Source organism: Microbacterium xerophyticum (assembly GCF_053543555.1).
Window position 1 is genome coordinate 1 of sequence record NZ_JBLVOB010000007.1, and the last position, 15215, is coordinate 15215.

Annotated in this window: 16 protein-coding genes and 1 pseudogene; 3 read left to right on the plus strand and 14 right to left on the minus strand. The window is 64.2% G+C overall.

From position 1 onward, the window contains the following. The coding region (locus ACNPNP_RS11480) for a hypothetical protein (protein ID WP_448966177.1) at nt 1-422 on the plus strand (422 nt) is incomplete at its 5' end. A 193-nt stretch (nt 423-615) separates the two neighbouring features. Here the strand turns inward: ACNPNP_RS11480 and ACNPNP_RS11485 are convergent. The 14 genes and pseudogenes from ACNPNP_RS11485 to ACNPNP_RS11550 form a co-directional block, all read right to left on the minus strand. Further along, a complete protein-coding gene (locus ACNPNP_RS11485) occupies nt 616-975 on the minus strand; it encodes a hypothetical protein (RefSeq protein ID WP_448966178.1) in 360 nt (119 codons plus the stop codon). Between the two features lie 52 nt (nt 976-1027). Continuing rightward, nucleotides 1028-2140: an NAD(P)-dependent alcohol dehydrogenase gene (locus ACNPNP_RS11490; RefSeq protein ID WP_448966179.1), complete on the minus strand. Its 1113-nt coding sequence runs from the start codon at nt 2138-2140 to the stop codon at nt 1028-1030. Between the two features lie 35 nt (nt 2141-2175). Further along, nucleotides 2176-3630 (minus strand): aldehyde dehydrogenase family protein, encoded by a 1455-nt coding sequence (locus ACNPNP_RS11495; protein WP_448966180.1) that lies wholly within the window; start codon nt 3628-3630, stop codon nt 2176-2178. A 140-nt stretch (nt 3631-3770) separates the two neighbouring features. After that, on the minus strand, nt 3771-4826 hold the full coding sequence (locus tag ACNPNP_RS11500; protein ID WP_448966181.1) for a branched-chain amino acid ABC transporter permease: 1056 nt from the start codon (nt 4824-4826) through the stop codon (nt 3771-3773). Then, nucleotides 4823-5692: a branched-chain amino acid ABC transporter permease gene (locus ACNPNP_RS11505; protein WP_448966182.1), complete on the minus strand. Its 870-nt coding sequence runs from the start codon at nt 5690-5692 to the stop codon at nt 4823-4825. Before ACNPNP_RS11505 ends, ACNPNP_RS11500 begins: the two co-directional genes overlap by 4 nt. Further along, nucleotides 5689-6432 carry an ABC transporter ATP-binding protein gene (locus ACNPNP_RS11510; protein ID WP_448966183.1) on the minus strand — a complete coding sequence of 248 codons (744 nt, stop codon included), beginning with the start codon at nt 6430-6432 and terminating at the stop codon, nt 5689-5691. The genes ACNPNP_RS11505 and ACNPNP_RS11510 overlap by 4 nt, the downstream gene beginning before the upstream one ends. Next, nucleotides 6429-7151 carry an ABC transporter ATP-binding protein gene (locus ACNPNP_RS11515; protein ID WP_448966184.1) on the minus strand — a complete coding sequence of 241 codons (723 nt, stop codon included), beginning with the start codon at nt 7149-7151 and terminating at the stop codon, nt 6429-6431. Before ACNPNP_RS11515 ends, ACNPNP_RS11510 begins: the two co-directional genes overlap by 4 nt. A 30-nt stretch (nt 7152-7181) precedes the next feature. Further along, nucleotides 7182-8084 (minus strand): ABC transporter substrate-binding protein, encoded by a 903-nt coding sequence (locus tag ACNPNP_RS11520; RefSeq protein WP_448966185.1) that lies wholly within the window; start codon nt 8082-8084, stop codon nt 7182-7184. Nucleotide 8085: 1 nt separating this feature from the next. Then, nucleotides 8086-8559: pseudogene (locus tag ACNPNP_RS11525) on the minus strand (ABC transporter substrate-binding protein); the annotation flags it as partial. Nucleotides 8560-8796: 237 nt separating this feature from the next. Continuing rightward, nucleotides 8797-9711: a helix-turn-helix domain-containing protein gene (locus ACNPNP_RS11530; protein ID WP_448966186.1), complete on the minus strand. Its 915-nt coding sequence runs from the start codon at nt 9709-9711 to the stop codon at nt 8797-8799. A gap of 268 nt (nt 9712-9979) precedes the next feature. Next, entirely contained in the window at nt 9980-10828 is an 849-nt protein-coding gene (locus ACNPNP_RS11535) for an SDR family oxidoreductase (RefSeq protein ID WP_448966187.1), read from the minus strand. Then, complete coding sequence (locus ACNPNP_RS11540; protein WP_448966188.1) at nt 10825-11718, minus strand: SIR2 family NAD-dependent protein deacylase; 894 nt, start codon at nt 11716-11718, stop codon at nt 10825-10827. The genes ACNPNP_RS11535 and ACNPNP_RS11540 overlap by 4 nt, the downstream gene beginning before the upstream one ends. Beyond that, complete coding sequence (locus tag ACNPNP_RS11545; RefSeq protein WP_448966189.1) at nt 11715-12545, minus strand: protein-ADP-ribose hydrolase; 831 nt, start codon at nt 12543-12545, stop codon at nt 11715-11717. Before ACNPNP_RS11545 ends, ACNPNP_RS11540 begins: the two co-directional genes overlap by 4 nt. Continuing rightward, complete coding sequence (locus ACNPNP_RS11550; RefSeq protein WP_448966190.1) at nt 12542-12895, minus strand: winged helix-turn-helix transcriptional regulator; 354 nt, start codon at nt 12893-12895, stop codon at nt 12542-12544. The genes ACNPNP_RS11545 and ACNPNP_RS11550 overlap by 4 nt, the downstream gene beginning before the upstream one ends. A gap of 283 nt (nt 12896-13178) precedes the next feature. Between ACNPNP_RS11550 and ACNPNP_RS11555 the strand changes: the two genes are divergently transcribed. Further along, nucleotides 13179-13946 carry a nuclear transport factor 2 family protein gene (locus ACNPNP_RS11555; RefSeq protein WP_448966191.1) on the plus strand — a complete coding sequence of 256 codons (768 nt, stop codon included), beginning with the start codon at nt 13179-13181 and terminating at the stop codon, nt 13944-13946. Between the two features lie 133 nt (nt 13947-14079). Continuing rightward, nucleotides 14080-14898 (plus strand): nuclear transport factor 2 family protein, encoded by an 819-nt coding sequence (locus tag ACNPNP_RS11560; protein WP_448966192.1) that lies wholly within the window; start codon nt 14080-14082, stop codon nt 14896-14898. The last annotated feature ends 317 nt before the right edge of the window (nt 14899-15215 follow it).

Genomic DNA, 15215 nt, shown 5'->3' on the forward strand with positions numbered 1-15215 from the left:
GGGCTGTGGGTACCGTGACGACCGAAGACGACATTCACATGCATTCGATGGTCGACGTCTGCGCTCTGTTCGGCAAGAACGTCGAGCACTGGCAACGCGGAGTCATCCCTCTGACGGACACTCACCGCGTCTGGATGCCGGGTCTCACGCAAGAGGGTCTGACGTCCCTAAATGACTGGAAGAACACTCTCAGCCGAGACGAGCTGACCATTGTGGAAGAGCAGCTCAAGACCGGGTCATACAGATACGACCCGACGGTGAAGAGCATCGTCTTCGCCAAGTTCAAAGATCCGGTGTTCCTTGACCAGTACTACCGGTTCCTCGGAGTATTCGAGATCACCGCCATCGAAGAACTCGCGGAAAAGAAACGCGTCACGTACACCCGGGTGTCTACGGACGTGGACCTCGCCGCCCACGGTTGATACGCCTGCGCGGCCCGCCTGGCAGCGAGGAACGTTCGCGTGGCGCCGATCAGTCAGTGGAGAATGTGCGCGAACCGACGCGGGCCGAGCGATGCGACCGTACCCCCGCGCTAGACCAGCGCTGAGCGGATCGACTTCACCTGTTCGTCAGCTGCGTCACTCGACACTCAACGCCCGAGGAACTGCCCAGGAGCTACGCGTTCAGCCACGAGACGTGCATCTGCGCCGGGTCTGGCGACTGGTGCAGTTGACTGGTGAGGATCGCGGCCTGCGCGTCTCGGAGGCTGCAGATGTAGTCCACGACGGCGATGGCCACCTCGTCGCGTGCGACGGGGTCGTCGTCCGTGTCAGTGCCGCCATCCCCATTCTCAGCGGTGATGTGCGCCGCCGTAACCTCGAGCGCACCGACAAGGTACTCGCGTAGTCGGGCCGGCAGCTGCCGATGTGCGGACGGGTACGGGTCTCCGGCAGCATCCTGCAGCCACCGGCCGCACATCTCGAGTCCGAAGCAGGACGCGCCTACCTGGCCGAGGCCTACACCGGCTGGCCTCATAACGACTGAGAATCCGGGGTGAGGGGGCGGCCATGCCGGCCGTTCCCTCACCTCAGGACGGAAAACGGAGGACGGGCTTGACCGTCTCGCCCGACCGAATCGACGCCGCAGCCTCGTTGATCTCCGAGAACTCGAAAGTGCGGATGAGCCGATGAAGTGGCATACGGCCCTGTTGCACGAGGGCGACGAGCGCGGGGAGAAATACCTGCGGGTTGGAATCCCCCTCGGTCACGCCCACGTAACGTCGACCGTTGAGCATGTGGTTCACGTCCAGGGCGACCGTCGTGCCGGGGGCCGGAGCGCCGATGGAGATGATCACCCCCGAGGCTGCGACGACGCGAGCGGCGCTTTCGAGGACCGACACGACGCCGGTCGCGTCGATCGCAGCGTCCGCACCGCGTCCCTCTGTCAGGCGGCCGATGATGTCGGCGACGTCCTCGCGCGAAGAGTCGATGACCAGCGTCGCTCCGAGCTCCGATGCAAGAGCGAGCCTCGACGGCACAATGTCGACGACCACGATCTCGGCGACGGGGCTCAGCGCAGCCGCCATCACCGCGGAGAGGCCGACCGCCCCGGCCCCGTAGATGACAAGCGTCGTCCCGGGCTCCGGCCGCAGCACGTTGAAGACAGCACCCGCTCCGGTCTGCACTCCGCACCCAAGCGGGGCGAGGAGCTCGAGATCGGCGTCGTCCGGGACTTTGCTCACCCCGCGCTCATCGGCGAGCGCGTAGGTGGCGAAGGACGACTGAGCGAAGAAGTGGGCGTTGAGCTCGTCCTCGCCCCGGCGTAACGTCGTGGAGCCGTCCGTGCGCCGCCCGCCGAGCAAGTTCATCGACAGGAACGAGTCGCAGTAGGCGGGGTGCGCGCTCAGACAGCTTCGACATGTCCCGCAGCTGCTGAAGGTCATCAGCACCTTGTCACCGGGCCGGACTGAGGTGACTGCCGACCCCACAGCTTCGACGATCCCCGCGCCCTCGTGCCCCACCACCCCGGGCAGGGGGAACGGTATGCCCCCGTGCTGCACATGGATGTCGGTGCCGCAGACGCCCGCTGCTGCGACGCGCACGAGTACCTCATGAGGCTGCGGGTCGTCGAGTACGACCTGCTGAATGCTGAACTCGCTGCCTACGCCGTCGAGTACGGCCGCATCGATTGTCCTGCCCATCGTCATCTCCTTCGTCAAGTGTCCTTCGGGCGCGGTCAGAACGGGTATCGCGCGATGTCGGACTGCATGGTCACCCACTGGGTCTCGGTGAACGCCTCGATGTTGGCCTCATGCCCACCGAATCGCGCTCCCGTTCCGGAGTAACCCACCCCGCCGAACGGAGCCTGTGCCTCATCGTCCACGGTCTGGTCGTTGATGTGCACGATGCCGCTCGGAAGCCGCTCGGACAGTTCGAACGCTCGCATTGCATCCGGAGCTAGGATTCCGAGAGACAGCCCGTATTCGCTGCTGGTCACGAGTTCCACTAGCTCGTCGATCGACGAGAACCGGGTGACGGGCGCGACAGGACCGAAGATCTCGCGCTGGAAAGCCGCGTGATCGGAGGTGACGTCGGCGAGGACGGTCGCCTGGTAGAACAGGCGATCGTATTCGCCGCCGGCCACGAGACGCGCCCCGGCGTCGATGGACTCCGTGACGATCGCGTGCACCTTGTCGCGCTGGCGCTCGTCGATGATCGGTCCGAGTGGCACACCAGTGCTGGGGTCGCCTGCAGGCAATGCGCGAGCCTTCTCGGCGAGGATGCTCACGTACTCGTCGTAAACATTGGTGTGCACCAGGTGACGTCCGGTGGTCATGCAGATCTGACCCTGATGCAGGAACGACCCCCAGGCGCCCGCCGATGCCGCCGCGGCGACATCAACGCCGTCCATCACGACGAGCGCATTGTTTCCGCCGAGCTCGAGATGTACACGCTTGAGAAGTTCGCCACCGCGCCTGCCGATGATCCGCCCGGCTTCGGTGGAGCCCGTGAACGAGATTACCGGAATAACGGGGTGGTCCACGAGAGCGGAGCCGACCTCGACGCCGCCGGGAAGGACCGAGAACACGCCTGCGGGCACTCCTGCCTCCTCGAGCGCCGCAGCGAAGAACAGTCCGCCGCTCACAGCGGTCCGAGGGTCGGGCTTGAGGATGACCGCGTTGCCGAGTGCGAGTGCCGGAGCGATCGAACGCGCTGACAGGATGCCGGGGAAGTTGAACGGTGAGATGATCCCGACCACCCCGACCGGGCGCCGCCGGCTCATGCTCAGGCGGGGCTTCGCGCTGCGCAGCAGCTGCCCGTACGGCATCATCGCGGTGGCCGATGCGAGATAGAACTCAGCGGCGACGAGGCCTGCCTCGAACCCGGCCTTCCCCTGCCCTGATCCTGCCTCGGTGATGAGCCACTCCGCCAGCACGGAGGAGTTCCGATCGATCACGTCGCCCGCACGACGAAGGATCGCAGAGCGCTCCTCTGCGGGCTTCGCCGCCCACTCGCGCTGCGCCTCGACGGCCTTGGTTACCGTGTCATCGAGGTCGGCCGTACTGGCCACTCCGTAGGAGGCCAGGATCTCGCCTGTAGAGGGGGAACGGACGTCCGCGGTGGAGGACCCGAGAGTCCACTCTCCGTCGAAGTACCGGCCCTGCCACGTTGCTGTCTCGAAGAACGTCATCGTCACTCCTCCGACGTCCACCGTGGACGTCGTTCATCGTCGGTTTTGAAGGCGATCTCGTGCCGCCACGGCCGACGATACCCAGGGCCACCATCGGGCACCTGACGTTTCGTGCAGACGTGGATCCTCCGGTTTGCGCGTCACCGGCGCCCGGTAGCCGCCGCTCCGTCAAACAGTGACTGGCCGGTCGCTGATAGATCCGCCCGGTGCCCGATCGGGAAGAGGCGGATATGCCACCGATGCTCGATCGCTCCCCACACTCCTCGGGGAAGGTACAGGGTGATGACGACCGCGAGCGCTCCCAGAATCACGAGATACCACAAGCCGAGCTGACTGAGATACAGGTCCAGGAAGAAGTAGATGAGCGCACCAACTATCGGCCCCTCAATCGTGCCGATGCCACCGATCAGGACCATGAATATCATGAACGCGGAGTAGTTGACGCTAAAGATCACGTTCGGAGAAGCGACGCCCAGCGCCTGGATGCAGATGATGGCTCCGGCACCGGCGGCGCCCCCGGCGGCGAGCACGAATACGAGTCGCTTCGCCCGGTCAACCTTCACCCCCATCGCCTCCGCGGCGACTTCGTTGTCACGGATGCTCTGCAGGGCAAGCCCCTGCCTGCCGCGGAGGAGATAGTACGTGAGTGCGACGAAGAACACCGCGAACGCGAGCGCGGTCCAGTAGGTGAACAGGTTCCGATAGATCGGATCGGGCGTGATCGACGTAATGCTGCGGCCCCGACCAAGGCCGAGGGAGTCGACACGGATCACGAGCTGGCGCACGACTTCGGCAATGACCCAGGTTCCGATGGCGAAGTAACCCCCGCGCAGTCGGAACGCGAGGAACGAAATCGGAAAGGCAATGGCGGCCACCACGATCGAAACGATGACCGCGCTGAGGTAGGCATCGATGCCGAGGTCGTTGAAGACGAACACACCGTATGCGCCGAGGCCGATGTAGGCCTGCTGTCCCACCGACACCATGCCGGCGTACCCAGCCAGCAGGTTCCAGGTCGTGGCAAGGACGATCAGATAGAAGAGCTTGATCCACAGCGAGGTGACGCTCGTGGGCAAGACATACGGCGCCGTCGCGAGAAGCAGCACCACAATCGCCACCACCACCCCGACGATCGTCGCCCGTCGCTGGAAGCGGTCCACCCTCACGCCGCTCAGCCGATTCTCGAGCACGGTCATGCCGCCACCTTCCCTCTGATGATTCCTGACGGACGCACGACGAGCACAGCCAAGAAGACGAGATTGCCTACCAGTAGCGGAAGCTCGGGACTGATCTGACCGGCGAGGGACTGCGCGACGCCGAGCACGACCCCGCCCAGGAGCGTTCCCCACAGAGATCCGAGCCCGCCGATGATCACCGTCTCGAAGGCGAACAGGACCGCGATCTGCCCATCGAGCGGAGTAATCCCTCCCTGCCGGATACCGAGGAACACCCCGGCGAGGCCCGCCAGAACGAAAGCGATCCCCATTGCCGTCGCGTAGACGGTCCGGTAGTTCACGCCCATGAGGCGCAGGGTCTCGGGGTCATCTGCGGCCGCTCTCATGTTGCGACCGAGCGGAGTCTTGCCGAGGAACAGCTGCAGTGCGACGATCAGCACGATCGCGACGATCATCGTGATCAGCGGGAGGATCCCGATGCTGATCCCGCCAAGCGAAATGCTGGCCACGGAAAGGTCTCCGGTAGGAAGCAGCTGCTTGTTCGTAGTGAATACACCGACCAGCGCATTCGGGATGATCACGGACAGACCGAAAGCGACGACGAGCGGAGAAAGCTCGTTGATCCGCAAAGCGCGCTGGAATAAGAAGAACTGCGCCGCGTACCCGAACGCGAACATGACGGGCATCACGATGAGCATGCTCAACCACACGTCGATGCCGAGGGCCGACATGTTCACCACGGCGAGGTATGCCGCCAGGATCATGACCTGGCCATGGGCGAGGTTGACAACCCTCAGGATCCCGAATGCCAGGGAAAGGCCGAGGGCCGACATCGCGAACAGTCCGCCGAGCAGGACGCCCTGGACGAGCGCATTGAGGAAATTCATGCCCCCGCTCCTTCCACTGATCCGTCGCCCGCCCGTTCGGGACTGTGCCCGAAGTAGGCGTCCGTGATCTCCTCGCGACCGAGGGAACCTGCATCGCCCTCGAGGACGTTCCGTCCCTCGAGCATGCAGATCACATGATCGGCGAATCCCAGAGCACGAGTCAGGTCCTGCTCCACCAAGATCACCCCGAGCCCCGTCTGTCTGAGACCGCCCAGCGACTGATAAATGTCATCAACCACGATCGGCGCAAGACCAAGGGACACCTCGTCGAGCAGCAGCACGAGCGGGTTGGCCATCAGCGCGCGCGCGATCGCAACCGCCTGCTGCTGACCGCCGGAGAGGCGCGACGCGTTCCGAGTCAGCAGCGGCCCGAGCAGAGGGAGAGCATCGAGGACCGTATCGAGCGTCCACTCTCCGGTTCGTCTGGTCGACGCACCGATCAACAGGTTCTCGCGCACGGTGAGGCTGGGAAACAGCCTCCGCCCTTCGGGCACCAAGGCGATCCCCCGTTTGGCGCGTCGAAAGTCGGACTCGCCCGTCACATCATCTCCGTCTAGGAAGATCCGTCCGGTCCACGGTCGATGCGCGCCCGCGATGGTGCGCAACAGCGTCGACTTCCCGGCGCCATTCGCGCCCACGAGCGCGAGCACCTCACCGGCCTGTAGGTCGATCGACATCGCGTTGACGGCCCGCGCGTCACCGTATCCGGTCGTGACGTCCTCGACTGAGAGAAGGCTCATGCGACGCTCCCGACATATACCTCGAGCACCGCTGGGCTGCGCATCACGGCGGATGGTTCACCGTCAGCCACGACGGTGCCCGAAGCCAGGCACAGCAGGCGACTGACCACAGCCGTGAGCGCGTGCACCACATGCTCGATCCAGACGATGGTGATGCCGGAGTCACGAAGCGCACTGATCGTCTCGATCAGACTGTCGCACTCTGCGTCCGTCAGCCCGCCTGCGATCTCATCGAGCAGAAGCAGGGATGGATCCGTTGCGAAGGCGCGAGCCAGTTCGAGCCTTTTCCTGCCCAGAAGTGGCAGCTGCCCCGCAGGGGTATTCGCGACCTCGAGGAGGTGCGCCATCTCCAATGCTTCCAGCGCTTTCTGCTCGGCGGCGCGCCCTCGAAGGCGTGCTCCGTAAGTGGCACCCGCGAGCGCGTTCTCGAAGACTGTGAGATGGGTGAACGGGCGCGGAACCTGGAAGGAGCGACCAATACCGAGACGCGTTCGCTGCTCTGTCGGCAGGCGGGTGACATCTGCCCCGGCGAAGTGCACGCGACCGGCGGAGACCTTCTCCGTCCCGCCGATCACGCTGAGCAGGGTGGACTTGCCTGCCCCGTTCGGGCCGACGATTCCCAGCGCTTGCCCCTCCGGAACCGAGAAGCTCACGCTCTCAAGCACACGCAGGCTGCCGTACGACTTCTCTACGGCGTCCAACTCGAGAATGTTATTCACGGGGCGCACCTCCAAGTCCGATGCCGCATATCAGTTGATCGGTTCAAGCGCGCGGTCGACCGGGATGTCAGGGAAGCTCGTGTTGTCCACGACCACCCATTCCCAGTCACCTGCGTCGGTCTTCTGCCATTGGCCGACTGCGGTCGGGATCGTGGCAACCCCTGGGAATGGTCCGTCGGTGAAGTCGATCTGGCCCGCGAGGGTCATCATGTTCAACTCATCGAAGGCGGCATCGACAGCCGTCTTGTCCTTCGGATCACCTGCCGAAACAAGCGCGGCCTCGAGCAACTCAAACAGCGCCTCGTTCTGTGGTGTCGCCTGGTTCCAAGTGAGGCCCTCACCCTCGGGGCTCGCGGCGAAAGCATCGATCCACTCCTGCGGGGTCGTACCATCGAAGCTCGACTCGTAGGGGAAGGTCGGCCCCCACCACGTGGTGAACGCTAGCCCCTCTCCGAGATCGTTCGGAATAGAAGGCACAGTCTCAGGGAAGAACAGCGCCTTTCCGATCGTGGCCACCTTAGGACGGAATCCCTGCTGCGCTGCCTGGGTCCAGAACGCGACGAGGTCGGGCGGCGTAGGCACACCTGCAATGATTTCCACCCCCTCGGCCTTGAACTTCGAGATGATCGAGGTGAAGTCCTGAGTGCCGTTTTCATATGCCCCCGGGTCGACGATTGTGTACCCGAGCTTCTCGGCGAACGGGGTGTAGCCGTTCACGGGATCGCGGAAGGCGCCGCCGTCCGCATCGTTCGGCCAGAGCACACCGACCTTCTTGTTCGTGTCGACCTGCTCCCACGCCGGCGGGGGCGTCGCCGAACCCTTCGATTCCGAAGAAGAAGTGGTGCGACCACTCCATCGGCTTGTCCTCGCTGAATCCGCCGCCGAACACGACGGCCTGCCAAGGGGCGATTGCCGTGAGGCAGGGCGTGGCATTCGCCTCGCACTGAGCGATCACGGGATTGACCGTCTCGGGCGTCGACGTCGCGAGAACGACGTCCACGCCATCCTGTGTGATGAGTTGCTGCGCGAGTTCTCCTGCCTTCGCTGGGTCGGACCCAGAGTCCCTATCGAGGATTTCGACCTCGTAGGTGGTACCGCCCACCTCAAGCCCGTCGGCGAAGTGATCCCGGATGTAACTCAGCAGGAACGCGTCACCGTCCGAGAACCCGGCGTAGGCACCCGTAGCGGGGTGAATGTATCCGATCTTGATCGTGCCGCCGTCCCCTGACGATTCCCCTGAGCCGGCTGGTGTGCAGCCGACGAGGACCAGAGCGCCCGCTGCGGCGACGGCACCTGCTACGACAAGCCGGTCGGCCAGCCGCTTTCGGCGGTCTGCGGGACCGATGACATGTGCGTGCATGCCTGCTCGCTCACCGGGCAGGGACGTTTCTCTACCGAAGAACACCATTGTTACCTCCGAAGGCCAGGCCTTTCGGACCGGCTGGCTGTGTACATCGACGCGGACGGGACACCGCGTTGGTGTGACGTTATTCCGGAGGGAACGCCCGCACCTGACGTTTTGTGCAGCAGTTCGCGGCCGGGACGATTCGCCCTACGCGCTCGCCACCGTCTGACCTCGGGCCTCGAGTCGGGCCTCGAGTCGGGCCTCGCGTAGCAGGGTTCAGGAGCGCGTCGCGGGGCTTAGCTACGAGCCCGCGGAGGATTCTCGGAATTCCCTCGGGTTGATGCCGTACTTCCGGCGGAAGGCGCGGGCAAAGGTGGTCGCATCACTGAAGCCCGATCGCTCGCAGGCCTCCGTCACACCGATGGCGCGCTGATCATCATCGCGCAGGAGGGCCGCCGCGTGCTCTAGTCTGCGAGAGCGGATCCGCTCCGCGGGACTCTCGCCCGCCTCATCAAACAGCTGATACAGGCGACGGCGCGACAAGAAGTGCTCAGCGGCGAGGGTGTCGACGGTCAGGTGCGGCGAGGTGAAGTTGCGCTCGACGTGATCTCGGATGGTCTCGAGCAGCCCTCGAGCCGTTCGCGGCATGGTCGGGCCTGTCGCGTACGAACCACGGATCAGAGTCTCAGCGAGGTCCATGGACACATCGGCTGCGCCCAGGTCGGTAGCGGCGGACGCGCGTTCGACGTAGTCGAACAAGAGGCGCCCCGCCGACGAGGAGGGGATGAGCAATCGATGGCAGGCATCGTCGATCATCTCGGCCGGAAGCCGAAGCGCCCGTCGGGACACCTGAATGATCAGCTGACGTTGCCTGGGGCGGGAGTAGTCCTGACGGTACGGCCGGTCGGTCGCGTACATCGTGACGGAGCCAGCATTCACGGGGACGCTGCGCCCTTCCTGAACGATTCGACCCACCGAGTTCTCCTGGAGAGATAGATGCAGATTGTCGGTGTCTGCTCGAGCCGCCGATCGCGCCGATCGTTCCACTGTCGTGCCGTCGGTCTCCAGGCGTGAAACAGATATCGACGGCCCCAGTTGATTGTGCTCCATCCGGCCGTGGAAGGCTGGAGCGAACGATTGACAAGCGAGCGGTATGAAGCAACTCGAGACGATGTCTTGCCATTCGTCCGCGCTAGCCGCCTCGTAGACAACCACGGCTCTCCTTAGTGGGCTTCGCTACCCAGTAATGAGGAATCTAGGTCGGCAGAACGGCGTTGTCAACGCACCCGGAGGTGCGTGACGCATCTGCGCACCATAGAAAGCCAGTAGCTTCTACCGCCCATCACCGCATCGCACCGACAACGAATGGCAACTTTGGGTCCGCACTCACGCGTTGGGGGACCCTAACCTTGCAGTTCGCGCAACAGCGATAGCCGCGATCCGGAGGTGTGCGTCCCTGGGCGCGGCTTTCCTTCGAGTCCTATCACGGGTTCTCGCGCAGGTAGGTTTCGAGTTTGCGCGGTGCGGTTCCTGTGATCGCGTGGACGGCGGTGCTGACAGGGGCCAGGTCGTTGCTCGCGATCGCGGTGTAGGTGCTGACCCAGGCATCCACCTGCCAGTCGGGTGCACCGTAGCTGGCACGGGAGGCGTAGGCCTCCTCGAGGGTCTCGTCATGAAAGGTAATACTGCGGCTCCGGACGCGGCTAATGGTCTCGGCAACCTCGGCCAAAGTGAGCGCCTCGGGTCCCGTGATGTCGTAGGTGAGACCGGCGTGGGGACGAGGAGCGGCAAGGACAGCGGCGGCGGCAGCGGCGACATCGGCACGGGAGACAATGGCGACGCGGCCGTCGCCGGCGGGCCCTCGGATGACGCCGTCGTCACCGACGAGGGCTTCCATGAAGTCGATGTAGAAGCTGTCGCGCAGGAACGTCCAGTTCATGCCAGAGGCCTTGATGTGCTCCTCGGTCGCAAAGTGGTCCCGACCAAGAGTGAAGATCGCGTCGGGCGCTGCGGCGGCGAACGAAGTGTAGACGACGTGCTGCACGCCCGCCTCAGCGGCTGTATCGATAAAGGCGCGGTGCTGGTCGAGGCGCTCGGCGCTCTCGGATGCGGAGACCATGAACAGAGTTTCGACACCACGGAGAGCGCCGCGGGCGGCTGCATGGTCGGTGTAGCTGAACTGGTGCACCGTGCTGTCAGGTAGTTGCGGTGCCTTCGCGGGGGTGCGGACGAGCAAACGCTGGGCGATGCCGCGGGCGGCGAGGTCACGGCAGACGAGCCCGCCAAGGACGCCGGTGGCGCCAGTGACAGCGATGGGAATAGTGGTGGTCATGAGGGAGTCCTTCCGGTGGCAATGATGTGCTGGATGAGTTCGGCGGCGTCGCCGTGGAGAGAGGCTGCATTCTCCGCGAGCGACGCAGGCACGCCGGAGTGGTCGCGGTTGATGCGAATGAGCCGCGTGTCCGGGAGGTGAGCCGCGATCCGTTCGATAGGCCAGCGAATGACGCCGGGGGTGTTGAAGCCCGCACCGATCTCAATGATCGCCGTCGTGTGCTGTCCCTCGATGCCTTCGCGCATCCACTGGTTGAGGCGTTCGAGTTGCGGTTGAAAGTGGTCGTTGATGTACCAGGCGCCTGCGTAGACGTTGAGAAACACGTCACCTCCGCAGTTCCGGCAGACCGGGATCGCTGCCTCGGATGTCTGGCCGGTGGCGGGGTCGTAGTCCCGGAGCGCTGATTCGATGATTGGCCGCGCATCCCAGACTTGGCGTGTGCAGGGCGTGAGGCATTGGTAGAGGGCGTAGTCGCCTTGTGGGGTGTAAACGCGGTCGCGGTCGAAGCCGTTGCGGGTGAAGAGGGCATCGACGTTAGAGGACATCACGAAGTACTCGCGATCTCCGACCATGGTGCGCAGCTTCTGATACAGAGGGTTGGGTTCGATGCCGAGACGGATGTCGTTTACATGCACCGGCCAATAGCCCCAGAGATGTCGCGGTGGCAACGGATGGCCTATGAGTTCGTACCGAGCGGTGAATCCTGCGCTCGCGAGTGCGGGAAACAGCTCGCCGAATCGGCCGGTATCTCCGTAGTCATATCCGGCGGCGGCGGAGAGCCCGGCACCGGCGCCGATCAGGATGCGGTCCGCCTTTCTGATCCAGTCGAGAGCGTCGCTGAAAGAGCCTTCGCCTGCAACGTGCTCGGGCAATCTTTGTGCGTGGCTCATCGGCGGATCACTTCCTCGAGTGCGCTGCGGTAGGTGCGCTCGTCGACGTCGGCGAAGAGGCTGATGATGACGCGCAGTTCAGAGTGCGGGTGTGCGGCGAACCATGTCGCGATGGTATCGAGGCAGATCCGGGCGGCCGGCTCTTTGGGAAACCCGAACACGCCAGTCGAGACGCTGCACAAGCCTACTGTTCGTATGCCCGCGGCCTCGGCGGTGTCGAGAGTGCTGCGGTAGCTGCTCGCCAACGCGTCCCGGTGTTCGGCATTCAGTCCATCTCGGACGATTGGGCCAACCGTGTGGATGACGTGCGATGCGGGCAGTGCGTACCCGCCGGTCAGAGTCGCCGCGCCTGTCGGTTCGAGGTGGCCCTGCTCGCGCATATGCGCGGCACACTCCGCACGCAGGCGAGGTCCGGCGGCGGCGTGGATGGCGTTGTCGATGCAGGCGTGACCGGGCTGAAAGCATCCCAGCATCTGGGCGTTGGCGGCGTTGACTATGGCGTCGGCGCGAAGCCGTGTCAGATCTCCGCGCCACAGCGCGATCCGGTCCGCCGGGAACCCGTCAGCAACGAAGCGTTCATCGGCCAACGTCGGCAACGTCGTCGCCTCGATCTGCCCACGCGAATCGCGTTCAGATCGTAACTGGGTTTCGAGTGCGTCGAGCACTTCAGCGGGCACAGGCCGGGCGGGGCGGACCGTCAGGAGGGCGGCAAGCAGTCGCCGCCGTTCGGCGTCGTCGACGTGTGCCAGAACTCGCGCGGCTTCGGCAGGGTCAAGGACGTCGCCGGCGAAATACTCCAGCAACGGCGTGAGGGTCGGGGCACTCATGCCGCGGCGAATCGGTCGCGTGATTCCAGAATTGTGGTCATGTGATCCTTTGCCCAATCCTCCAGCGCCCTCAGCGGCGCGCGGAGCGACTGGCCAGCCTCAGTCAGCTCGTAATCCACCCGCACCGGAACCGCCGCCGTCACGGTGCGCTGCACCAGACCGTCTTGCTCAAGCGCACGCAAGGTCTGGGTGAGCATCTTCTGCGAGACGCCATCAATCCTGGCGGCGAGCTCCGAGAAGCGCAGCGGCCCGTCTGCGAGCGAGCCGACCACGAGCACCGTCCAACGATCCCCGATCCGATCGAGAACTTTTCGGGTCGGACAGTTGCGATCGTACGGATTCCATTCCACGAGACAGCCTCCAAGTTTCTGAAACGATGGCAAGGCACTTTATAGTGCCTACTTACTTCTGGCATATATCTCTCCTATAGTAACTCATGCCTGTTCCAGGAGAGCCTTCACGAAACCCGGACCCGGGCGCTCGTCAACACCATCACGTTCACCAAGGAACCATCGCATGCTCCGCACGCTTCGCCGCTCCGCCATATTCGGCGGAATCACCCTCGCCGCCGCCGTTCTCGCTGGCTGCTCTGCGACCACTGCCAACACCACGACAACCCCTGAGGAGACACCCGTGGCTACTGAACTGACCCCGGCCGAAACGGTCACCGCTGCGACGACCGCTGTCTTTGCAGAGCGCGACCTGAGCGCGATCAACGAGTACTTCGGACCTACCTACATCCAGCACTCCACCCTGGCGACCGACGGGATCGAGGGTCTACGTGCCCTCGCCGGATCGCTGGGCGACGAATTCCGCTACGAGCCCGTTCGCCTGATCGCAGACGGTGATGTTGTTGTCACCCAGGGCACGTACTACGGTTTCGGGCCCGATCCGCTCACCGGTTACGACGTGTGGCGTGTGGCGGACGGCAAGATTGTCGAGCACTGGGACTCCCTCACTCCGGTGGTTGCCGACAGTGTCAGCGGCCGCACCCAGACCGATGGCGCCACCGAAATCACCAACCTCGACAGGACCGCCGCGAACAAGCAGCTCGTCACCGACTTCGCCGACAAGGTGCTCGTCGGCGCAGACTACAGCCTGCTCACCGACTACATCTCCACCGAGCAGTACGACCAGCACAACCCCGAAGCGGCCGACGGACTTGCCGGCTTCGGCGCTGCGGTCGAGCAGTGGGGCGCTGAGGGAAAGAGCCTGGCCTACAAGAAGGTCCACCAGGTCATTGCTCAGGGCAACTTCGTGTTCACCCGTGCCGAGGGCGACTTCGGCGTCCCCTCGATCTACAACGACCTCTGGCGCATCGAGGACGGCAAGATCGTTGAGCACTGGGACGTCGTCATTCCCGTCCCCGCGGAACTACCTCACGACAACGGCGCGTTCTGATCTGAACACTCACATGGGGCGATCCGGTCGGAGCGCCCCATGTGAGCATCAGCCGGCTCCGACAAACGCACATCGCTATATCCAGGTGCCCACATTCGTGGCAGGGTAAAGCTCAACCGACAGAGGAGAAACGATGCCTTGGATCCCCGAACTCTTCGCAGCCAAATACTTGGCCAAGATGAGACTGGAACGCAACGCTGGTGCCGTGCCGTACTTCGAGGGCCTCCTCTCCGAAGATGTCGACGCCTTGGTGAACTCGTTCGTCGGCGAACCCGAGTTGCACCACCCCATTCACGGCCGCATCAAGGGCGACGATGTATTCCGCCGCTATGTTGCTCGCGTCAGTGACGAACTGCGGCAGGCGAACTACTCTGTCTCCCCCATAGACCTCATCGTCACCCCGACCCGCACGGTCGAGGAGGTCATCCTCTCCACCGACAGTCCAGAGGGACGGATCGACCTCCCTATAGCCATCGTTACCGACCGAGAGCCATCCGGACTTGTCGAAATCCGGATGTACTTCAGCACCTGGCCCCTCACCGGTGAACACGCCATTCGCCCGCCTTTGCTCCAAGAGGACCCGGACGTCCACGAATCGGGCGCGGTTGGCGAGTACCAGCGGGCGCTTGCGGCAGGGGACCTCGCCGCAACCCTCGCCGCCTTCGAACCCGAGGCCACGGTCCGCGAACCCGCCGGAGGCGCGTATACGCACACCGGAACGAACGCTCTCACTGATCTGTATACATTGTTCTTTTCCAACGGCGGCGGCATCCCTCTCGAGCACTGCACCGCCACCGACGACGGTCGTGCCTGCGCGCTGGAGTACAACGTGACGCAATGGGGCCGCACAGCCATGCCGCCCGAAGCAGGCGTTGCTATCTACGTTCGGGCAACATCGGGCAAGATCGTCGCTGCCCGAATCTACGATGATTCGAACCCCCCTCTCCATTGAGAGACGCCCGCCCGGCGAAGCCAATCGGGATTCCAGCGGCTTTCACCATGGCGTTTGAGAGCTTCGATGGCGGCGACACTGAAGCTGGGTGTTGACCCTCAAGACGGCGCACCCCAGCTCGACGCGATCTGGAAATATTGCAGTAGCCCTGCTAGCTGCGCTGAACGGTTTATCGAAGTGTGACAGGCAGTATGCCTGTCTGAACCGTCGCGCTCATCTGCGATCCCGTCATGGACTTCGCTCTCGGGCTCCTCAGCGCAGGACGAATGGCCGCACCGACACGAGATGGCCGCCGTCAAGGTGCACCGGGACGCCGC

What these genes read in the sequence shown, in the direction of transcription:
- ACNPNP_RS11520 (WP_448966185.1), bottom strand. Translation starts at nt 8,084, where the DNA reads ATGCCACGCCCTGCCTCACGGCAATCGCCCCTTGGCAGGCCGTCGTGT.
- ACNPNP_RS11545 (WP_448966189.1), bottom strand. Translation starts at nt 12,545, where the DNA reads ATGAGTGCCCCGACCCTCACGCCGTTGCTGGAGTATTTCGCCGGCGAC.
- ACNPNP_RS11495 (WP_448966180.1), bottom strand. Translation starts at nt 3,630, where the DNA reads ATGACGTTCTTCGAGACAGCAACGTGGCAGGGCCGGTACTTCGACGGA.
- ACNPNP_RS11560 (WP_448966192.1), top strand. Translation starts at nt 14,080, where the DNA reads ATGCCTTGGATCCCCGAACTCTTCGCAGCCAAATACTTGGCCAAGATG.
- ACNPNP_RS11500 (WP_448966181.1), bottom strand. Translation starts at nt 4,826, where the DNA reads ATGACCGTGCTCGAGAATCGGCTGAGCGGCGTGAGGGTGGACCGCTTC.
- ACNPNP_RS11485 (WP_448966178.1), bottom strand. Translation starts at nt 975, where the DNA reads ATGAGGCCAGCCGGTGTAGGCCTCGGCCAGGTAGGCGCGTCCTGCTTC.
- ACNPNP_RS11510 (WP_448966183.1), bottom strand. Translation starts at nt 6,432, where the DNA reads ATGAGCCTTCTCTCAGTCGAGGACGTCACGACCGGATACGGTGACGCG.
- ACNPNP_RS11535 (WP_448966187.1), bottom strand. Translation starts at nt 10,828, where the DNA reads ATGACCACCACTATTCCCATCGCTGTCACTGGCGCCACCGGCGTCCTT.
- ACNPNP_RS11505 (WP_448966182.1), bottom strand. Translation starts at nt 5,692, where the DNA reads ATGAATTTCCTCAATGCGCTCGTCCAGGGCGTCCTGCTCGGCGGACTG.
- ACNPNP_RS11540 (WP_448966188.1), bottom strand. Translation starts at nt 11,718, where the DNA reads ATGAGCCACGCACAAAGATTGCCCGAGCACGTTGCAGGCGAAGGCTCT.
- ACNPNP_RS11490 (WP_448966179.1), bottom strand. Translation starts at nt 2,140, where the DNA reads ATGGGCAGGACAATCGATGCGGCCGTACTCGACGGCGTAGGCAGCGAG.